Here is a 15,710-nt window from a genome sequence, read left to right on the forward strand (position 1 = left end):
CTCTCAGTCCCTCAGTGGCCGTTGGGGTTGTGCGTCGGCGCCTCCACCTCGAGCTCGGCCTTGATCGGCGCGGACTTCTCGAAGTGCAGCTCGACGGCGATCTTGTCGCCCTTCTTCGGCAGCTTCTCCAGGTCGTGGAACATGATGTGGTTCCCGCCCCGCTCCAGCTTCAGCGTGCCGTTCGCGGGGATGTCGAAGGACTTCGCCTTCTTCATCTTCTGGCCGACGGTCTCGTGGATCTCCGCCGACTTGGCGAAGTCGCTGGAGACGGAGGTGAGTTTGTCGGCGCCGCCCTTGTTGGTGATGGTCAGGAAGCCGCCGCCCATGTCCTTCATGACGGGCTCGGGCATGTATCCGCCGGCCACGCTGAGCTGCGGCTCGGCGTCTGCCGCGGCCGACTTGGCCGTTTCGGTGCCGGCGCCGTCGGAGGAACTGCAGCCCGCCAGCGCCAGCGCCGAGACGGCGGCTATGGCGGCGACGAGGGTGGTGCGGGGGGCCGCGGCGCGGCGGGCGGCGCGGGTGGTGCGGGGTGTCACGGGTTCTCTCCCTTGATGATCTTCGGCAGGTCCTTCACGTAGTCGTCGGCGGTCGCTTCCTCGCCGTTGTAGAGGACGTAGCCCGCGTCGCTCTTCGGCGAGAACGCGATGACCTGCTTGCCGTGCATGGACGTGACCGAGCCGTCCTTCTCCTTCTTCGGCGCGTCGATGCTGATGCCGAGGGTCCGGGCGCCGGCCTGGATGGTCGGGAAGTCACCCGTCAGACCCGTGAACGACGGGTCCTGCGCCTTCAGCCACTTGCCGAGCTCCGCCGGGGTGTCCCGTTCCGGGTCGGTGGTGACGAAGACGACCTGCAGCTTCGCCAGTTCGTCCTTGGGGAGCTTCTGGGCGAGGCGCCGCTTGGCGTCGGCGATGTTGCTCATCGTGAGCGGGCAGACGTCGGGGCAGTGCGTGTACCCGAAGTACATGAGCACCGGCTTGCCCTTGGTCCGCTCGCGCAGGTCGAACTCCTTGCCCTTGGTGTCCTTCAGGACCAGGTCCGGCTTCTCGAAGGGCCGGTCGAGCACGGTCGCGGCCTTGTCCTTCGCCTGCGCGGACACGTCCGCGACGGGCTGGTCGGACTCCGAGCCGCCGGTGCCGCACGCCGACAGCGTGAGCGTGGCGGCGGCGAACAGTGCGGTGACGGCGACAGCGGTCTTCTTGCGCATGACGGGTGTTCCCATGGGTGTTCGTGATGGCCCGGCGAGCGACGGGGGCGTACGGGCACGCCCCCGCGCTGCACCGGCTGACTCAGCTCGCGGAACTCGCGGAGTTCGTGGAGCTCGCGGACTCGCCGCGGCGGCGCCCGGCCAGGACGCCGAAGGCCACACCGGCGGCGCCGACGAGGATCCCGGCGACGCCGAGGCCGCGCGCCAGACCGTCGCTGTTGCCGGTGTTCTCGCCCGCGGCCTGCTCGGCGGCGTCACCGGACTTGGCGTCGTCGGACGCCGTGTCGGACGCCTTGTCCGCGGAGGCGCCGTGGCCGTCGGCCGCCTCGGTGAGCTGCAGCACCGGAGCGGGCGACTCCGGCTCGGGGGCGCCCTCCTGCGGCTCCTCGATCCAGCGGACGACCTCGTCGTTGGAATACGTCTGCAGGGCCTTGAAGACCACCTGCTCCGCGTTCTCGGGCAGCGCGCCGACGGAGACCGGGAACTGCTGGAACGTACCGGGCTCGATGCCCTTGTCGTCCGCGGTCCAGGTCACCTTGGAGACGGCCTCGTCGATCTTCTCGCCGTGCATCTCGATCGGCTTGTCCAGCTTGGACTTGGTGACCTTCACGTCCCAGCCCTGAACCGGCTGGGGCATGACGGAGGCGAGCGGGTGGTCGGTCGGGAAGTTCACCTCGAGCTTGGTGGTCGAGGCGTCGTCCCGCTCGTTCGGCACCTTGAAGTTGACCGTGGCGTACCCGCCCTTCGCGGCCTCGCCCTCCGGCTGCACGCTGACGTGCGCGAAGGCCGGGGCGGAGAACACGAACACGGCGGACGCGGCGACGGCGCCGACGGCGGCCGCACGCTTGAGCTGACGGTTCACAACAGGCATGACGGACATGTCGAAAACACTCCACTTTCGGCAGTGGGGAACGGTGAGGGCACGCGCAGTGGGGCGGGCGCCGTGCGGGCGCAGACCCACGCGCACGTGTCGCGGCCTCTCCGTGCTTCCGTACACCCGTACTTCTCGTACGTCTCGTACTTCTCGTACGGCGCTTTCGGGGCGTCCGTACTTCTGTACGCCGGTGCGTAGGTGAGCCGAGGGGCCGCGTCAGGCAGCGAGTGCGAAGCCCTCGGCGGGCGGCCCGCGCCGGATCACCGTGTCGTCGAGCACCGCCGTACGCGGCTGCCACACCGTCCACGGCGCGGCGCGCGAGGCGCACGGCACGCGGCCGAGCAGCGTCCGCAGCCCGGCCCGCAGCAGCAGCGCGAGTGCCAGCGCCGCCCGCAGCGGTCGTACGAGCGCGCTCTCCTCGATCCCGTGCGCCGCGTACGCCGACAGCTCGAAGAGCCGCAGCAGCGCGAGGTCGCCCCGGCGCAGCAGCCAGCCCGCGGCGAGGCCGGCGAGCAGGTGGCCGAGCAGCATGGGCACGTCGGGCGCGAGCCCCATGCCCGTACCCAGGCCGGTGCCTGTGCTCAGGTCGGCGCCGGAGCCGATGCCTTGCGCGGCCGAGGCAGCCGCGGCCTGGCCGTGCTGGTGCGCGGCGACGGCCGTGTCCGGGTCGATGCCCGCGGTGTCCAGGATGCGACGTGCCTCTGCCGGGCTGATCGCGGCGGCGCCGGCCCCGCACACCAGCCGGGCGGCCCGCGCGATCAGGGCGCTGTCCGCCGAGCTCTGCGCGACGTGCGCACCCTGCTGTCCGAGCCCGAACAGCGCGTGCAGCCCGAGCTGCCCCACCGTCAGCGAGGCGGCGATACCGGGCGTGGAACGCGGCCGTCCGGAGAGCGGCAGCGCGACCGCGAGCACCGCGAGGAACCCGACGGTCAGCGCCCACAGCGGCACCGTGGCGCAGGAGGCGAGAGCGTGGCCGCCCGCGGACAGCGCGACGCAGACCGCGGCGAACACCACGGCCCGAAGCGCCCGAAGGCTCACTCCGGGGCGGGTCTCGCGCGTCTCACGCGCTGCGCGCTGGGTGCGCGGAAGGGGGGCAGCCATGACCGGCTCATCATCGCACTGGCCCCCCTCGCCCCATGCGGCAGGTCCGCAAGGTCCGAAAAGTCGGCTCGTCCGGCACTCTTGCGCACCCCCACCCGCACACGTCTGTGCGGCCACCGCCCGCACGCCGCGCGCGGTCGTCCTCCGTACCTCGTGGCGGGCGTCCGCGCATCCGCCGTATGGGCGTTATCACGTCAACTCTGCGCTTATATGCCGTCGGCCGCGGCAATAGGTATCGGTACGTCGAGCCGCGGCCAGGAGGCTGGAGCATGAGCATCTGGTGGTCCCTCCACTTGCGGCGCGAGGCTGCGAGCGTGCCGCTCGCCCGACGCCTTCTGCTCGGCACGATGGAGACGGCCGGCGTCGATCCGGACATTTCCTACGACCTCTCGGTCGCCCTCAGCGAGGCCTGCGCCAACGCCGTCGAGCACGGCGGCAGCGCCGAGCACGGCGGCAGCCTCGAGCACGGCGGCGGCAGTACGGACCCGGCCGCGGGCGGCTCGTCCTCCGACAGCGGCTCGGCCCCCGCCGGCTGTTGCGTGTCCTCCGACGGCGCCCCTGCCCGCACCTCCCCCGGCGCCTTCCAGGTCACCGCCTACCTCGACGGCGACATGTGCCGCATCGAGGTCACCGACTCCGGCCCCGGCTTCCCGCCCCCGGGCCGCAGCCGCCCGACCGCCGCGCAGCCCGACCTGGATGCCGAGCACGGCCGCGGCCTCTGCCTCATCCAGGAGATCGCCGACCACGCCTCCTTCGCCAACAAGCCGGGCCGCAGCGGCGCGGTGGTCAGCTTCGACAAGATCCTGAAGTGGCGCACGGACGCACCCTTGGTCACGGCCTGACCGAGCCGCCACCTAGGCCTGCGCCTCCCCGTACGTCTGGGCCTCCCCGTACACCTTGGCCACCCCGCACGACCGAGCCGTCCCGCACACCCGACCCTCCCCGTACGCCCGGTCTGCCGCGGCGTCCGACCGGCGTGGGGGCCAGGGCCGCGCGCAGGGCGGGGGTGAGGGCGCGGCGGACTTCGGCGGGGCCGAGGGCGGACGGGGTCGGGAGCGGGTTGAGGTAGCGGGTGTAGATGAGCCCGCCGAGGATCGTCACCACGGCCGTGGCCCGCGCTGTCGCGTCCCGGCCGCCGAGAAATTCAACGAGCCGGGCGAGCAGCTCCCGTTCCAGGAATTCGCGGATCACCTCGTCCGCCTCGTCCGCCTCCCCGGTGAGCCGTCGGAAGTCCGCTGACTCCCACAGCCCGGTGACCGCGTCGACCAGCCGCTCGGGCAGCCCCTCCCGGCCCCCTCCGAGCACCGCGTCGACGGTCAGCGCGTCGGCGCACTGGAACTGCATCACCTCCGCGAACAGGCCTTTCTTCGACCCGAAGTGATACGCGACCGCCGCGGCGTCGACCCCGGCGGCACCGCCCACCGCCCGCATCGTCGTCCGCCGATAGCCGTGTTCCAGGAACAGCGCACGGGCCGCCGCGACGATCGACTCACGGGTCGGCGGACTGCCACGGGGACGGCCCCGCCCACGGCCCGGCCCGGGTTCGGCGTTATTCATCAACGTGGCGTCCTCGCTTTCCGATCAGCACAGTCCGGGGTGTGCCTCCTGAACCAGCAACCGAACTCCCCGCCCCCGTAAGAGAGTTCCTCTCCCGCCCGTACACGGCCACCCTCACGACCCTCCGCCCCGACGGCACCCCGCACGTCACCCCCGTCCGCTTCACCTTCGACGCACCCGCCGGCCTGGCCCGGATCACCACCCGTGCCGGGGCCCGCAAGGCCCGCAACCTGACCGCCCACGGCAACGGTCACGGTGACCCGCCCGGCCTCTCCGGCCTCTCCGGCCCAGTAGGCGTCGACGGCCCCTGCAGCCCCGACGTCCTCCGCGCCCCGGTCGCGCTCTGCCAGGTCGAGGGCTTCCGTTGGGTCACGCTCGAAGGCCGGGCGGAGGTCACGGACGACCCCGCGCCTGGCCGAGGCGGTCCGCCGCTACACCGCCCGCTACGGGACGGCCCCGCCCACCCCACCGGACCTGGTCGCCGTCGAGATCACCGTCGACCGCGTACTGACCCTCAACCTCTGACCCTCAACCTCCGAGCCTCAGCCCCTGAGCCTCAACCCATGAACCTCTTCCCCCGCCCCCCTCTTCTCCCCACCGTCTCCCTCCGGCGAAAGGCCCCCGCATGCCCACCCTCCCCGTCCTCGACTCCACGTTCCACTACCGCGAGTCCGGCGACCCCGACGGCCTGCCGTTCGTCTTCCTGCACGGCAACCCCACGTCCTCCCACCTCTGGCGGAACGTCCTGCCCGGCGTGGCCGCACCCGGCCGCCGCCTCCTCGCCCCCGACCTCATCGGCATGGGCGCCTCCGGGAAGCCCGACCTCGCCTACTCCTTCGACGACCACGCCCGCTACCTCGACGCCTGGTTCGACGAGCTCGGCCTGACCGAAGCCGTGCTCGTCGGCCACGACTGGGGCGGTGCGCTCGCCTTCGACCGCGCCGCCCGCCGCCCGGGCACCGTCCGCGGCATCGCCTTCACCGAGGCGATCGTGAAGCCCCTCGTAGGCGATGAATTCCCTGCTGCCGGACGGGAGTTGTTCACCCTTCTCCGCACCCCGGGCGTCGGCGAGGCGATGATCCTGGAGAAGTCCCTGTTCGTCGAGGGCCTCCCGGACACCCTCGCCACCCCTCTGGCCCCGGCCGACCTGGAGGCCTACCGCCGCCCCTTCCCGACCCCGCAGAGCCGCCGCCCCGTCCTGGCCTGGGCGCGGATGCTGCCTCTGGACGGCGAGCCCGCCGACGTGGTCCGGCGGATCGAGCGGTACGACACCTGGCTCGCCGCGAGCCCCGAAGTCCCCAAACTGCTCGCGGCGTTCGAACCGGGCCCGGGTGCGATGACCGACGCGCGGACGGTGGCCTGGTGCGAGGAGAACATCGCCGGCCTGGAGGTCTCCCGCCACGGCACGGCCGGACACCACTCCCCGGAGGACCACCCCGAGGAACTGGCAACGGCCATCACCGCCTGGGCCGACCGCCACAACCTCGCCCGTAAGTAGGGACCCTTAACCTCGCCCGCAAGTAGGGAACCTTCTTCCGCTCAACTGCCCTCCCCTTCAAGCCCCTTCAAGGAAGTCCAGGATCAACCCCAGCCAGTCCTCCGCCCGCTCCACGAACGGCAGATGCCCCGAGTCCAGCTCGGCGAACTGCGAGCCGGGCAGCAACTCCGCGACCTCGCGGTGCAGTTCGGGTCGGACCAGCAGATCGGCGGTCGTCGAGACGACCAGCGCCGGTATGCCGAGCTCCGCCAACGCGGCCAGGTCGTCCCGTACGTCCACATGCTTGACCAGGTCCGCGTGCTCGGCGGTCCCGGCGGGGAGGGTCTCGCGCGTCCCGGCGATCACCGCTGCCAGCTCCTCCGGCGACAGGGCCGCGAGCGCGTCCGGGCCGAAAGCCTTCGGGACCATGAACTTGGCCAACGTCTCGTACTGCCCTGCCGCGTACAGGTCCCGCCAGACCTCGGCGTCCAGGAGCAGCCGGGTGTCGGGCCGGGCGAACGTGGCCGTGAGGACGAGCCCCGTCACCCGCCCGGGATGCCGGGCCGCCGCGCGCACGGCCACCGCACCGCCCAGCGAATACCCCACGATCGCGAACCGGTCGAGCCCCTCCGCCTCCGCGGCGCCGACCAGTTCGTCCGCCAACTCGTCGAGCGAGAGCGGCCGTTCGGCGCGCGGCGTCGCCCCCGTGCCCGGATAGTCGACGCCGACCACGGTGTGCTTCGCGGCCAGGCCGTCCAGCAGCGGGCCGTAGTTGGGCAGGACCCCGCCGCCCGCACCGTGCGCGAGCAGCAGTCCGGGGCCGGAGCCGCGCACGGTCCGGGCGTACGTGGAGCGCGGCGCGGGAGTCCGCGCGGGCGCAGGCGAAGGTGCAGGCGTGGGTGCGGACATGGGTATCCCCCTCGTTCGGCCATTCCGTATCGAGCCCTACAGAAAGACCGTAGCACCTTTTCTGTATCGACCACTAGGGAAAAATCAGGAGGGCGCCGCAAGCAAGCGGAAGGGCGCGCCGCAAACCGGAAGCGCCGACGGAAACGGCGGAAGCGCCGACGCAAACGGCGAAGGCCGGCCGCCCCGTCAGGGGGCGACCGGCCCTGGTCAGGACTCGGAATCAGGCTCGGCTCAGCCCTTGAGCTCGGCCATCCACCGCTCCACGTCCTCCGAGCGGCGCGGCAGCGCGGCCGAGAGGTTCCTGTTGCCGTCCTCGGTGACGAGGATGTCGTCCTCGATGCGGACGCCGATGCCCCGGTACTCCTCGGGCACCGTCAGGTCGTCCGCCTGGAAGTACAGGCCCGGCTCGACCGTCAGGCACATGCCCGGCTCGAGCGTGCCCGCGACGTACGCCTCGGTGCGGGCGACCGCGCAGTCGTGGACGTCCATGCCGAGCATGTGGCCCGTGCCGTGCAGGGTCCAGCGGCGCTGCAGGCCCAGCTCGAGCACGCGCTCCACCGGGCCCTCGACGAGGCCCCACTCGACCAGCTTCTCGGCGAGCACGTGCTGCGCGGCGTCGTGGAAGTCGCGGAACTTCGCGCCCGGCTTGACCGCCGCGATACCGGCCTCCTGGGCCTCGTACACCGCGTCGTAGATCTTCTTCTGCAGCTCCGTGTACCGGCCGTTGATCGGCAGGGTGCGGGTCACGTCGGCGGTGTAGAGCTCGTTCGTCTCCACGCCCGCGTCCAGCAGCAGCAGGTCGCCGGAGCGGACCTGGCCGTTGTTGCGGACCCAGTGCAGCGTGGTCGCGTGCGGGCCGGCGGCGCAGATCGAGCCGTAGCCGACGTCGTTGCCCTCCACGCGCGCGCGGAGGAAGAACGTGCCCTCGATGTACCGCTCGCTGGTCGCCTCGGCCTTGTCCAGGACGCGTACGACGTCCTCGAAGCCGCGGGCCGTCGACGCGCAGGCCTGCTCGAGCTGGGCGACCTCGAAGGCGTCCTTGACCAGGCGCGCCTCGGACAGGTAGACCCGCAGCTCCTCGTCCCGCTCGGCGGTGACCTTGTCGGTGAGGGCCTTCTCGATGCCGGCGTCGTGACCGCGTACGACGCGCGTCGGGCCGGTCGACTCGGCGAGCTTCGCGGGCAGCTCGCGCACGTCGGACGCGGGAACGCCGTACAGCTTCTCCGCCTCGGCCAGGGAGTTGCGGCGGCCGACCCACAGCTCGCCCTGGCCGTCCAGCCAGAACTCGCCGTTCTCGCGGTTGGAGCGCGGCAGCAGGTAGATCGTCGCCTCGTGGCCGTCGCCCGCGGGCTCCAGGACCAGGACGCCGTCCTCGGTCTGGTTGCCCGTGAGGTACGCGTACTCGGTGGACGCGCGGAAGCTGTACTCGGTGTCGTTCGAGCGGGTGCGCAGATTGCCCGCGGGGATCACCAGTCGCTCGCCGGGGAAGCGCGCGGACAGGGCCGCACGGCGGCGGGCGGTGTGCTCGGCCTGGGGGATCGGCTGCAGGTCGTGCAGCTCGGTGTCGGCCCAGCCGGACTGCATGTTCGCGGCCAGCTCGTCGGACACGCCCGGGTACAGGCCGTTCTTGCGCTGCTTGATCGGCTGCTCTTCAGACTCGTCCGGGGTCTCCGGGGTGAGCTGTTCGGCCACGTCTGCCTCCTCAGTACAACACTGGACCGCCCTCCATCGTATGTCCGTACGGAAGGGCCGCCAGGGTCCGAGGACCTATGGCCGAAGTCACCCGTCACCAGGGAAACGAAACCGCCGTCACCAGTGAGACGAAACCGCGCCTCCGGAATCGCTGCCCGCCGGGGCTCCCGTCACTCGAATCGTGCCGCGAGCAGCACCACGTCCTCGCGGCTGTCCGCCGAGTCGAGGCCGTCCGGAAGGACCGTGTGCAGGACGTGGTCGGCGATCGCGCCCGGGTCGTTGCGGATCGAGCGGGGCACCCCGGCCGCGGCGGCGTGGAGCCGGGCGAAGGCGCGGTCCATGGCGTCGCCGGTGCGGTGCAGGAGCCCGTCCGTATAGAAGAGAACGGTTTCGCCAGGTGCGGGGGACAGGTCCACGCTCGGCGCTTCCCAGCAGGCCAGCATCCCGAGCGGGGCGGAGAGCGAGGTCTCCACGAACTCGGTGCGCCGCTCGCCGATGATCAGCGGCGGCGTGTGCCCGGCGCCCGCGAGGACGATCTTGCGCTGCTGTGGCTCGCAGTACGCGAACAGGGCGGTGGCGCTGCGGGCCGGCTCCGTCAGCCGAAGGAGAAGTTCCAGATCGGACAGGACCGCGACCGGATCCTCGCCCTCCATCACGGCGTACGCCCGCAGGGACGCGCGCAGCCGCCCCATCGCGGCCACCGCGCTCGCACCGGACCCGGTGACCGAGCCGACCGCGAGGCCGAGAGCGCCCTCGGGCAGTGGCAGCGCGTCGAACCAGTCGCCGCCGCCGCGCGGTCCTGTGCGGTGCCGGGCGGCGAGCTGCACACCGGCGACCCGCGGCAGTCGGCTGGGCAGCAGCTCCTCGGAGACGGTCGCCAACGTGGCGCGGGCCCGCTCCAGTTCGAGCAGCCGGGCCAGGTGCTCCGTCGCGTACCGGGTGTAGAGGCCGACCAGATGGCGCTGGTGCTCGACCGGCTCGGCGGGCTCGTCGTACAGCCAGACCGCCGCGCCCAGGCGGCCCGCGGCGGAGGTGGCGAGGGGCACCGCGTAGCTCGCCGCGTAGCCGAGGCGGGCGGCGACCTCGCGGTGGCGCGGGTCCAGGCCGTCGTCGGCGAGCAGATCGGGACTGGCGATCTCCGTCTGCCCCTCCGGCAGCCCGTCGAGGATCCGCCCGTACGAGGTGGCGCTGCGCGGCACGGTCTCGATGTGCCCGATGTCCGCGTGGGCGAGGCCGAGCCCGATGGTGGTGTCGGGTCCGTGGCCGTCGGCGGGTTCGAGTACGACGAGGCCGCGGCGGGCACCGACGAGGGCGGCACCCGCGCGCAGCAGTTCCTGGAGCGCTTCGTCGAGGGAGGAGGTGCGGGTCAGCCGCTCGGTGAGCTCGTGCAGCGTCGTGAGGTCGGAGACCCATCCGGCCAGCCGGTCCTGGAGCACGGCGCCGGCGGGCGGCGGAGTGGTGCTCGCGGTGGCGGAGGCAGGGCTCTGGACGGGCGCGGCAGTCTGCGCGGGAGAAGGAACCGTTGAATCGATTCCGGCCACTTTCGGAAGGTGCGGGGCGTTCATGGCGTCCGGCTTTCAGGCCGGTGCGTATTGCTCAATAGCATCGCAAACCCCCTGTCATTCTGCGCCGTCAGCAGTGCCTCCACATGTACACGGCCTGGTGATGGGATGTCCAGCATTGTCCAGCTGGGATTGCTGGTGTCCATGGGGTTTCAGAGGTCTGGCGGAACCTGCGGGTTCACTTGTGAAGCGAAATACAAGTTGGCCGAAAACTGACAGCAGTAAGGGCATATTGCGGTCGACTGGCCTCGTTCAACACGGCGTCACAGCGGTCGTGATGGGTACGTACTCGGTGTAGGGCAGGGGCAGTTGGGCCGTCCCGGAACCTGGCACCGGACCTCCGCGTCTTAACCGGCGGCGGCCGCTCCCCACCCCTCGGCGGTGGAAGCGGCGGGACTGCGAGCACAGCGAGCACACGCACACGGCATACGCAACGGCACACAAACGCCATGCGCGCGCCACCCTCCGCCAGGCTTTAATGGAGCAACAGCCAACGCTCGACCCATTAGGGGTTCCCCATGCTCGGGCTTGGGGTGTGAAGCGCCGACTTGTACGCACGGTGAACAGATGCACGCATGGTGTGATGTGGCCCTCGGCGTTCAACGGAAAGGAACGAGCGCTCATGCGCGAGATCCTCGGAAGGCGACGCAAGCTCCTGTCGAAGCGATCCGGTGGCAGGCCTGACCAGCTCGGCGCAGCGCTGACCTTTGCCACGGAGTGGCAGTGGCCGGTGCTCCCCGGCGTCGGCCCCAAACAGACCGGCTCCCCCGGCTGCGCCTGCCCGGACGCCGACTGCGCCCAGCCCGGCGCACACCCCTTCGACCCCGGCCTCCTCGCCGCCACCACCGACGAGCGGATGGTGCGCTGGTGGTGGACCAACCGCCCCACCGCGCCCGTCGTCCTCGCCACCGGCGCCCCCGGCCCCTGCGCGGTCAGCCTGCCCGCGCTCGCCGCGGCCCGCGCGCTCGCCGAGCTCGACCGCGCGGAACTACGCCTCGGCCCGGTCGTCGCCACCCCCGACCGCTGGTACGTCCTGGTCGCGCCCTACTCCCTCCCTCAGCTCGGCGAGTTGCTCTACGCCAAGGACTGGGTGCCCGGCTCGCTCCGCTTCCACGGCGAGGGCGGCTATGTGGTGCTGCCGCCGTCCGAGACCGGCCGCGGCCAGGTCCGCTGGGAGCGCGCCCCGCTCCCCGGCTCGGCCCGCCCCTGGGTGCCCGACGTCGAGGCGGTCGTGGACGTCCTGGTCGAGACCCTCACTCGTACGGGTGTGAGCGCGCCCGAGATGTAGGGGAATCGGGTGCCGGTCGGTCCGGCGCCCGGGGCGACGCCGCTATGTTCGGGCCCATCTCCCTTCCCCCGTAGCAGTCGAGCAGGTGGGTCCCTTGCAGCGAGCTCGCTTGGCGGTGCTCATCGCCGCCGTGGCACTCACCGCCTCCCTGCCCCTCGCCGGCGCCCTCGCCGGCCCGGCGGACGAGGGCGCCCCACGATCCGTACCGCGGGAATCCGCACGCGAGAGCGCCGCGCGGGACCACGCCGCACGTGACGAAGGTGTTGTACGTGACGACGACGCCGGCGCGGGCGGTGACGCCGGGCCGAGCGGGGCCGCCGGGGCAGGCGCGGGGCAGCGGGGGGCCGAGGCGGGCGCGTCCGGTGACGAGGGGCGGCGCGCGGCGCCGGAGCGGGCGTCCGAAGGCGGGCTGCTCTCCGGGCTCGGCCTCGCCGCCTCCGCGCAGTGCGGTCCCGAACTCGCCTCGCCCGAGGGCGTGGAGGCGCAGACCTGTGTGCTCGCGCAGGCCGGCGACGCCTGGGCTCGTACGTACTACCGCAATGCGACCGGTGAGCAGCTGCGCGCCGTCCTGACACTCATGGGGCCCGGCGGGCGCACCGTGCAGATGCACTGCGCCGTCGGGGCCGGCGACGAGCCGGGCGCCTGCGAGACCCCGCGCGAACCGGCGCGGGCCGAGCCCTCGGCGTACACGGCGGTCGCGGAGTTCGCCGCCCCGGAAGGGGCCGGAGGGAAGGAAGCGGAGCGGCCGCTGCTGCTGCGCGCCGGGAGCAACTCGCCCCACATGCCGAGGAGTTGAGCCCTGCGGCGGGCTCGGACGCGGGCGCGGGCTGAAGGCGGGATTCCGCAAGAAAGACAAGGGCCCGGTTGCTGGCGACGGGGGATGCACCAGCAACCGGGCTACCTGAACGGTAACAAGAGATCGGCGGTTCGCAAATTCGATCTCGGCTATTCGGACACGGATTTACCTGTACTTACCGGGAGTTGTGACGCGAGTCATATGTTCCCGGCAGCTTCGGGCCGTTCCGGATGTGTCCGTCGGGTCGGTTCCGGGTCAGTTCAGGGTGACCTGGCGGTTGGTGAGGCCGCCGCGGGCCCGGCGCTCCTCGGCGGTCAGCGGGGCGTCCGTGGCGAGCGCGGCCGCGAGGCGCTCCGTGAACTCGGCGGCGGGCTTCTCCACGTCGGCCGCCTGCACCGCGCTCGGCAGGTCCCAGACCGGCACGACCAGGCCGTGCGCCCGGAACGAGCCGACCAGGCGGGTGCCCTCGCCGAGGCCGGAGGTGCCCGCCGCGTGCAGCCGCGCCAGGGCGTCGAGCAGCTTCTCCTCCGGGTGCGGCATGACCCAGCGCAGGTGGTTCTTCTCCGGGGTCTCGCACCAGTACGCCGACTCCACGCCGGTCAGCTTGACCGTCGGGATCGCGGCGGCGTTGGCGCGCTCCAGGGAGGCGGCCACGTCCGGCGTCGCGTTCTCCGAGTCCGGGATCCAGAACTCGAAGCCCGAGTGCACCACCGGCTCGAAGGGCGCGGCCGGGTCGAGCAGGTCCTGCAGCCGCGGGCCGTCGGCCGGAGCGCGGCGGCCCGACACCGGCTTGCCCGGCTCCGTCTCCAGGGCCTGGAGCAGGGTGTCCGCCAGGTCACGGCTGAGGTCGCCGGACGCCATGTCGTTCTGCAGGCCGATCAGGACCGAGCCGTCCTCGCGGCGCAGGCCCGGCCAGGCCATCGGAAGCACCGTCGCGAGCGTGACCGACGGGACGCCCTCCGGCAGGCCGTCCTTCAGGGTGAGCTCGGCGGTGGCGGCGGGCACCAGCTCGCGCAGCGCCACCCAGTCGCCCTCGCCGGACAGGCCCTCGAAGGGGCGGTGCACCAGCTCGGTCACCGCGTGCGCCGCGGCGCGGCCGTGACATGCCTTGTACCTCCGGCCGGAGCCGCAGGGGCAGGGCTCGCGGGCGCCGACGACCGGGATCTCTCCATCGGTGAGCTGTGCCTTCTTGCCCTTGGGCTGGCCCTTGGTCTGGGGGCGCTTCTTGGCCATCGTGGGTGTCTCCCGGTGACGTCTTCCTGCGTACGGGCGCGAGCCTAGCCGTTCGTACGCGGGGGCCGTGCTGCCTGTGGACAACCGGGAACGCGAACGAGCCGGGCCGGGCCCCGCGCGGCAGGGCTTCCGGGCGACGCCCGTGGGTTCAGGCCAAGTCCTCGAAGGGGTCCGCGAATTCGAGCTCGGCGACGCCGGCGGGGGCCGCGACGCGCGTAGCGAACTCCGTACGGCACGAGACGTCCTTCAGGACGACCCAGACGGTGACCTCGCCCGCGGCGTCGTCCCGTACGCCCCAGTCCTCGGCGAGGGAGGTGATGATGTTCAGCCCGCGGCCGCCGTGCGCGGTGACCGAGGGCGTGGCCGGGACCGGGCGGGTCGGACCACCGCCGTCCGTCACTTCCAGCGTGAGCCGCCCCGCGGGCTCCACCCGCCACGCGGCCCGTACGTCTCCGTCTCCGACCATCGATCCCCGGCCGAGCGGCCTGCCGTGCCGGCAGGCGTTGCTCAGCAACTCCGAAAGGATCAGGACGGCGTCGTCAATGACCGCATCCGACACCCCGCTGATGCGCAGCTGATCACGCATCCGGTGCCGCGCCTCGCCCACGCCCGCAGGACCATGGGGTACGGCCATGCTTGACGACGCGGGCACCTCCTGTGCCACCACCAACGCCACCCCCGAGACCTCCTTTGCCCCACGCCACGGTGTGAATGCCCCACTGGACTGGACCGGAAACCGGCCAATCCGCCTCTGGTGACGCACTCGTGACGATCGCGTACGGGCCGAACGCGCCGGTGCACTCTGCGTGAGTGACACCAGAGGCGGCTGGGGGTTGCCCGAGGGGCCTCGCGGGCGCGTGACCGCAGGTGCGGCGGCACGCGCGCGTAGTGCCGGATCTGGTACCAGGGGCGCAGGGCGTGGCAGCGGCACTCGGGGCGCAAGGGGCTTCAGGGGCGGCCGAGTTGATCGAGCACCGCGCGGGGGCGGTTGGTGATGATGGCGTCGACGCCGAGCTCCACGCAGAGGTCCACGTCCTCCGGTTCGTTCACCGTCCACACATGCACCTGGTTTCCGGCACGCTTCAGCCGCTCGATGTACGCCGGGTGGTTGCGGACGATGCGGATGCCGGGGCCGGCGATTCCGACACCGCGCGGGAGCCGGCCGTCGCGGAGGCGGGGCGAGACGAACTGCATCAGGTAGACGGTCGGGACCGTGGGCGCGGCGGCCCGCACGCGGTGCAGCGAGCGCGCCGAGAAGCTCATGATCCGTACCGGGGAAGGGCCTTCGGGCGGCGGGGCGTCCAGGCCGAAGCGCTTCAGGAGGAGCAGCAGCCGCTCCTCGACCTGTCCGGCCCAGCGCGTGGGGTGCTTGGTCTCGATGGCGAGCTCGACCGGGCGGCCCGCGTCGGCGACCAGTTCCAGGAGCCGTTCCAGGGTCAGCACGGAGGTGTCGGCGCGGTCGGGGTTCTCGGTCCAGTCCGGGGCCTCGGCGGGTTCCTCGGCGTCGGCCCGGAGCTTCCAGGAACCGAAGTCGAGGGCGGCGAGATCGGCGAGCTCGAGCGTCGAGACGGCGCCGCGGCCGTTTGACGTACGGTTGACGCGACGGTCGTGCACGCACACGAGATGGCCGTCGGCGGTGAGCCGGACGTCGCATTCCAGCGCGTCGGCGCCGTCCTCGATGGCCTTCTTGTACGCGGCGAGCGTGTGTTCCGGGGCGTCGTCCGAAGCGCCTCTGTGCGCGACGACCTGAGGGGTCCCGGCGAAGGGGCGGATCGGGCCCGCGGGAGGTGTCTGTGGTGCGGAAGTCACCGCGTCATGGTGTCACTCGTGGAACTTGTCCCGTGCGGCCCCCCGAGGGGTGGGTGCGCCCGTTTGGTCCGACATAAAGGGTGACGGCAGGACGCACAGGTGCGGCTTATGGTCCCCTGACGTCCCATGGGAAAAGCTGAAACCACACAGTGGGAAAAGCTGAACTGCAACCGCACAACCGCACAGCCGGGTCAGGACGACGAGGCGC

General features: G+C 72.1%; 15 protein-coding genes and 1 pseudogene. 5 read left to right on the plus strand and 11 right to left on the minus strand.

Features of this window, described 5'->3' with window-relative positions:
- Positions 1 to 11: 11 nt before the first annotated feature.
- The 4 genes from ACIDOF_RS12865 to ACIDOF_RS12880 form a co-directional block, all read right to left on the minus strand.
- Positions 12 to 536: a copper chaperone PCu(A)C gene (locus ACIDOF_RS12865; RefSeq protein ID WP_409005956.1), complete on the minus strand. Its 525-nt coding sequence runs from the start codon at positions 534 to 536 to the stop codon at positions 12 to 14.
- Complete coding sequence (locus tag ACIDOF_RS12870; RefSeq protein WP_409005957.1) at positions 533 to 1,204, minus strand: SCO family protein; 672 nt, start codon at positions 1,202 to 1,204, stop codon at positions 533 to 535. The genes ACIDOF_RS12865 and ACIDOF_RS12870 overlap by 4 nt, the downstream gene beginning before the upstream one ends.
- A gap of 82 nt (positions 1,205 to 1,286) precedes the next feature.
- A complete protein-coding gene (locus ACIDOF_RS12875) occupies positions 1,287 to 2,075 on the minus strand; it encodes a YcnI family protein (RefSeq protein WP_409005958.1) in 789 nt (262 codons plus the stop codon).
- A 219-nt stretch (positions 2,076 to 2,294) separates the two neighbouring features.
- Positions 2,295 to 3,179, minus strand: coding sequence for a hypothetical protein (locus ACIDOF_RS12880; protein ID WP_409005959.1), 885 nt, complete (start codon positions 3,177 to 3,179; stop codon positions 2,295 to 2,297).
- A 269-nt stretch (positions 3,180 to 3,448) separates the two neighbouring features.
- Between ACIDOF_RS12880 and ACIDOF_RS12885 the strand changes: the two genes are divergently transcribed.
- Entirely contained in the window at positions 3,449 to 4,021 is a 573-nt protein-coding gene (locus ACIDOF_RS12885; RefSeq protein ID WP_409005960.1) for an ATP-binding protein, read from the plus strand.
- Here ACIDOF_RS12885 and ACIDOF_RS12890 read toward each other — a convergent pair.
- Positions 4,011 to 4,736: a TetR family transcriptional regulator gene (locus ACIDOF_RS12890; protein WP_409005961.1), complete on the minus strand. Its 726-nt coding sequence runs from the start codon at positions 4,734 to 4,736 to the stop codon at positions 4,011 to 4,013. The genes ACIDOF_RS12885 and ACIDOF_RS12890 overlap by 11 nt on opposite strands.
- Before the next feature lie 41 nt (positions 4,737 to 4,777).
- On the opposite strand from ACIDOF_RS12890, the pseudogene ACIDOF_RS12895 reads away from it, so the two are divergent.
- Together ACIDOF_RS12895 and ACIDOF_RS12900 are read left to right on the plus strand one after the other, a co-directional pair.
- Positions 4,778 to 5,261, plus strand: a pseudogene (locus tag ACIDOF_RS12895) (pyridoxamine 5'-phosphate oxidase family protein).
- A 100-nt stretch (positions 5,262 to 5,361) separates the two neighbouring features.
- Entirely contained in the window at positions 5,362 to 6,234 is an 873-nt protein-coding gene (locus ACIDOF_RS12900; RefSeq protein WP_409005962.1) for a haloalkane dehalogenase, read from the plus strand.
- A 57-nt stretch (positions 6,235 to 6,291) separates the two neighbouring features.
- Here ACIDOF_RS12900 and ACIDOF_RS12905 read toward each other — a convergent pair whose 3' ends face one another.
- The 3 genes from ACIDOF_RS12905 to ACIDOF_RS12915 form a co-directional block, all read right to left on the minus strand.
- Positions 6,292 to 7,122: an alpha/beta fold hydrolase gene (locus ACIDOF_RS12905; protein WP_409005963.1), complete on the minus strand. Its 831-nt coding sequence runs from the start codon at positions 7,120 to 7,122 to the stop codon at positions 6,292 to 6,294.
- A 231-nt stretch (positions 7,123 to 7,353) separates the two neighbouring features.
- Entirely contained in the window at positions 7,354 to 8,814 is a 1,461-nt protein-coding gene (locus ACIDOF_RS12910; RefSeq protein ID WP_409005964.1) for an aminopeptidase P family protein, read from the minus strand.
- A gap of 170 nt (positions 8,815 to 8,984) precedes the next feature.
- On the minus strand, positions 8,985 to 10,379 hold the full coding sequence (locus ACIDOF_RS12915; protein ID WP_409005965.1) for a PP2C family protein-serine/threonine phosphatase: 1,395 nt from the start codon (positions 10,377 to 10,379) through the stop codon (positions 8,985 to 8,987).
- A gap of 619 nt (positions 10,380 to 10,998) precedes the next feature.
- On the opposite strand from ACIDOF_RS12915, the gene ACIDOF_RS12920 reads away from it, so the two are divergent.
- A complete protein-coding gene (locus ACIDOF_RS12920) occupies positions 10,999 to 11,664 on the plus strand; it encodes a bifunctional DNA primase/polymerase (RefSeq protein ID WP_409005966.1) in 666 nt (221 codons plus the stop codon).
- 94 nt (positions 11,665 to 11,758) lie between these two features.
- Positions 11,759 to 12,460, plus strand: coding sequence for a hypothetical protein (locus tag ACIDOF_RS12925; RefSeq protein ID WP_409005967.1), 702 nt, complete (start codon positions 11,759 to 11,761; stop codon positions 12,458 to 12,460).
- A 255-nt stretch (positions 12,461 to 12,715) separates the two neighbouring features.
- Here ACIDOF_RS12925 and ACIDOF_RS12930 read toward each other — a convergent pair whose 3' ends face one another.
- The 3 genes from ACIDOF_RS12930 to ACIDOF_RS12940 form a co-directional block, all read right to left on the minus strand.
- The gene (locus tag ACIDOF_RS12930) at positions 12,716 to 13,693 is read right to left on the minus strand and encodes a DUF5926 family protein (protein WP_409005968.1); all 978 of its coding nucleotides are present in this window, start codon (positions 13,691 to 13,693) and stop codon (positions 12,716 to 12,718) included.
- Positions 13,694 to 13,841: 148 nt separating this feature from the next.
- Positions 13,842 to 14,456 (minus strand): ATP-binding protein, encoded by a 615-nt coding sequence (locus tag ACIDOF_RS12935; RefSeq protein ID WP_409005969.1) that lies wholly within the window; start codon positions 14,454 to 14,456, stop codon positions 13,842 to 13,844.
- Between the two features lie 185 nt (positions 14,457 to 14,641).
- Entirely contained in the window at positions 14,642 to 15,466 is an 825-nt protein-coding gene (locus ACIDOF_RS12940; RefSeq protein ID WP_409006091.1) for a glycerophosphodiester phosphodiesterase, read from the minus strand.
- Positions 15,467 to 15,710 lie beyond the last annotated feature (244 nt).

Origin of the sequence: Streptomyces sp. Da 82-17 (genome assembly GCF_046098215.1) — a bacterium.
Taxonomy (GTDB): domain Bacteria; phylum Actinomycetota; class Actinomycetes; order Streptomycetales; family Streptomycetaceae; genus Streptomyces.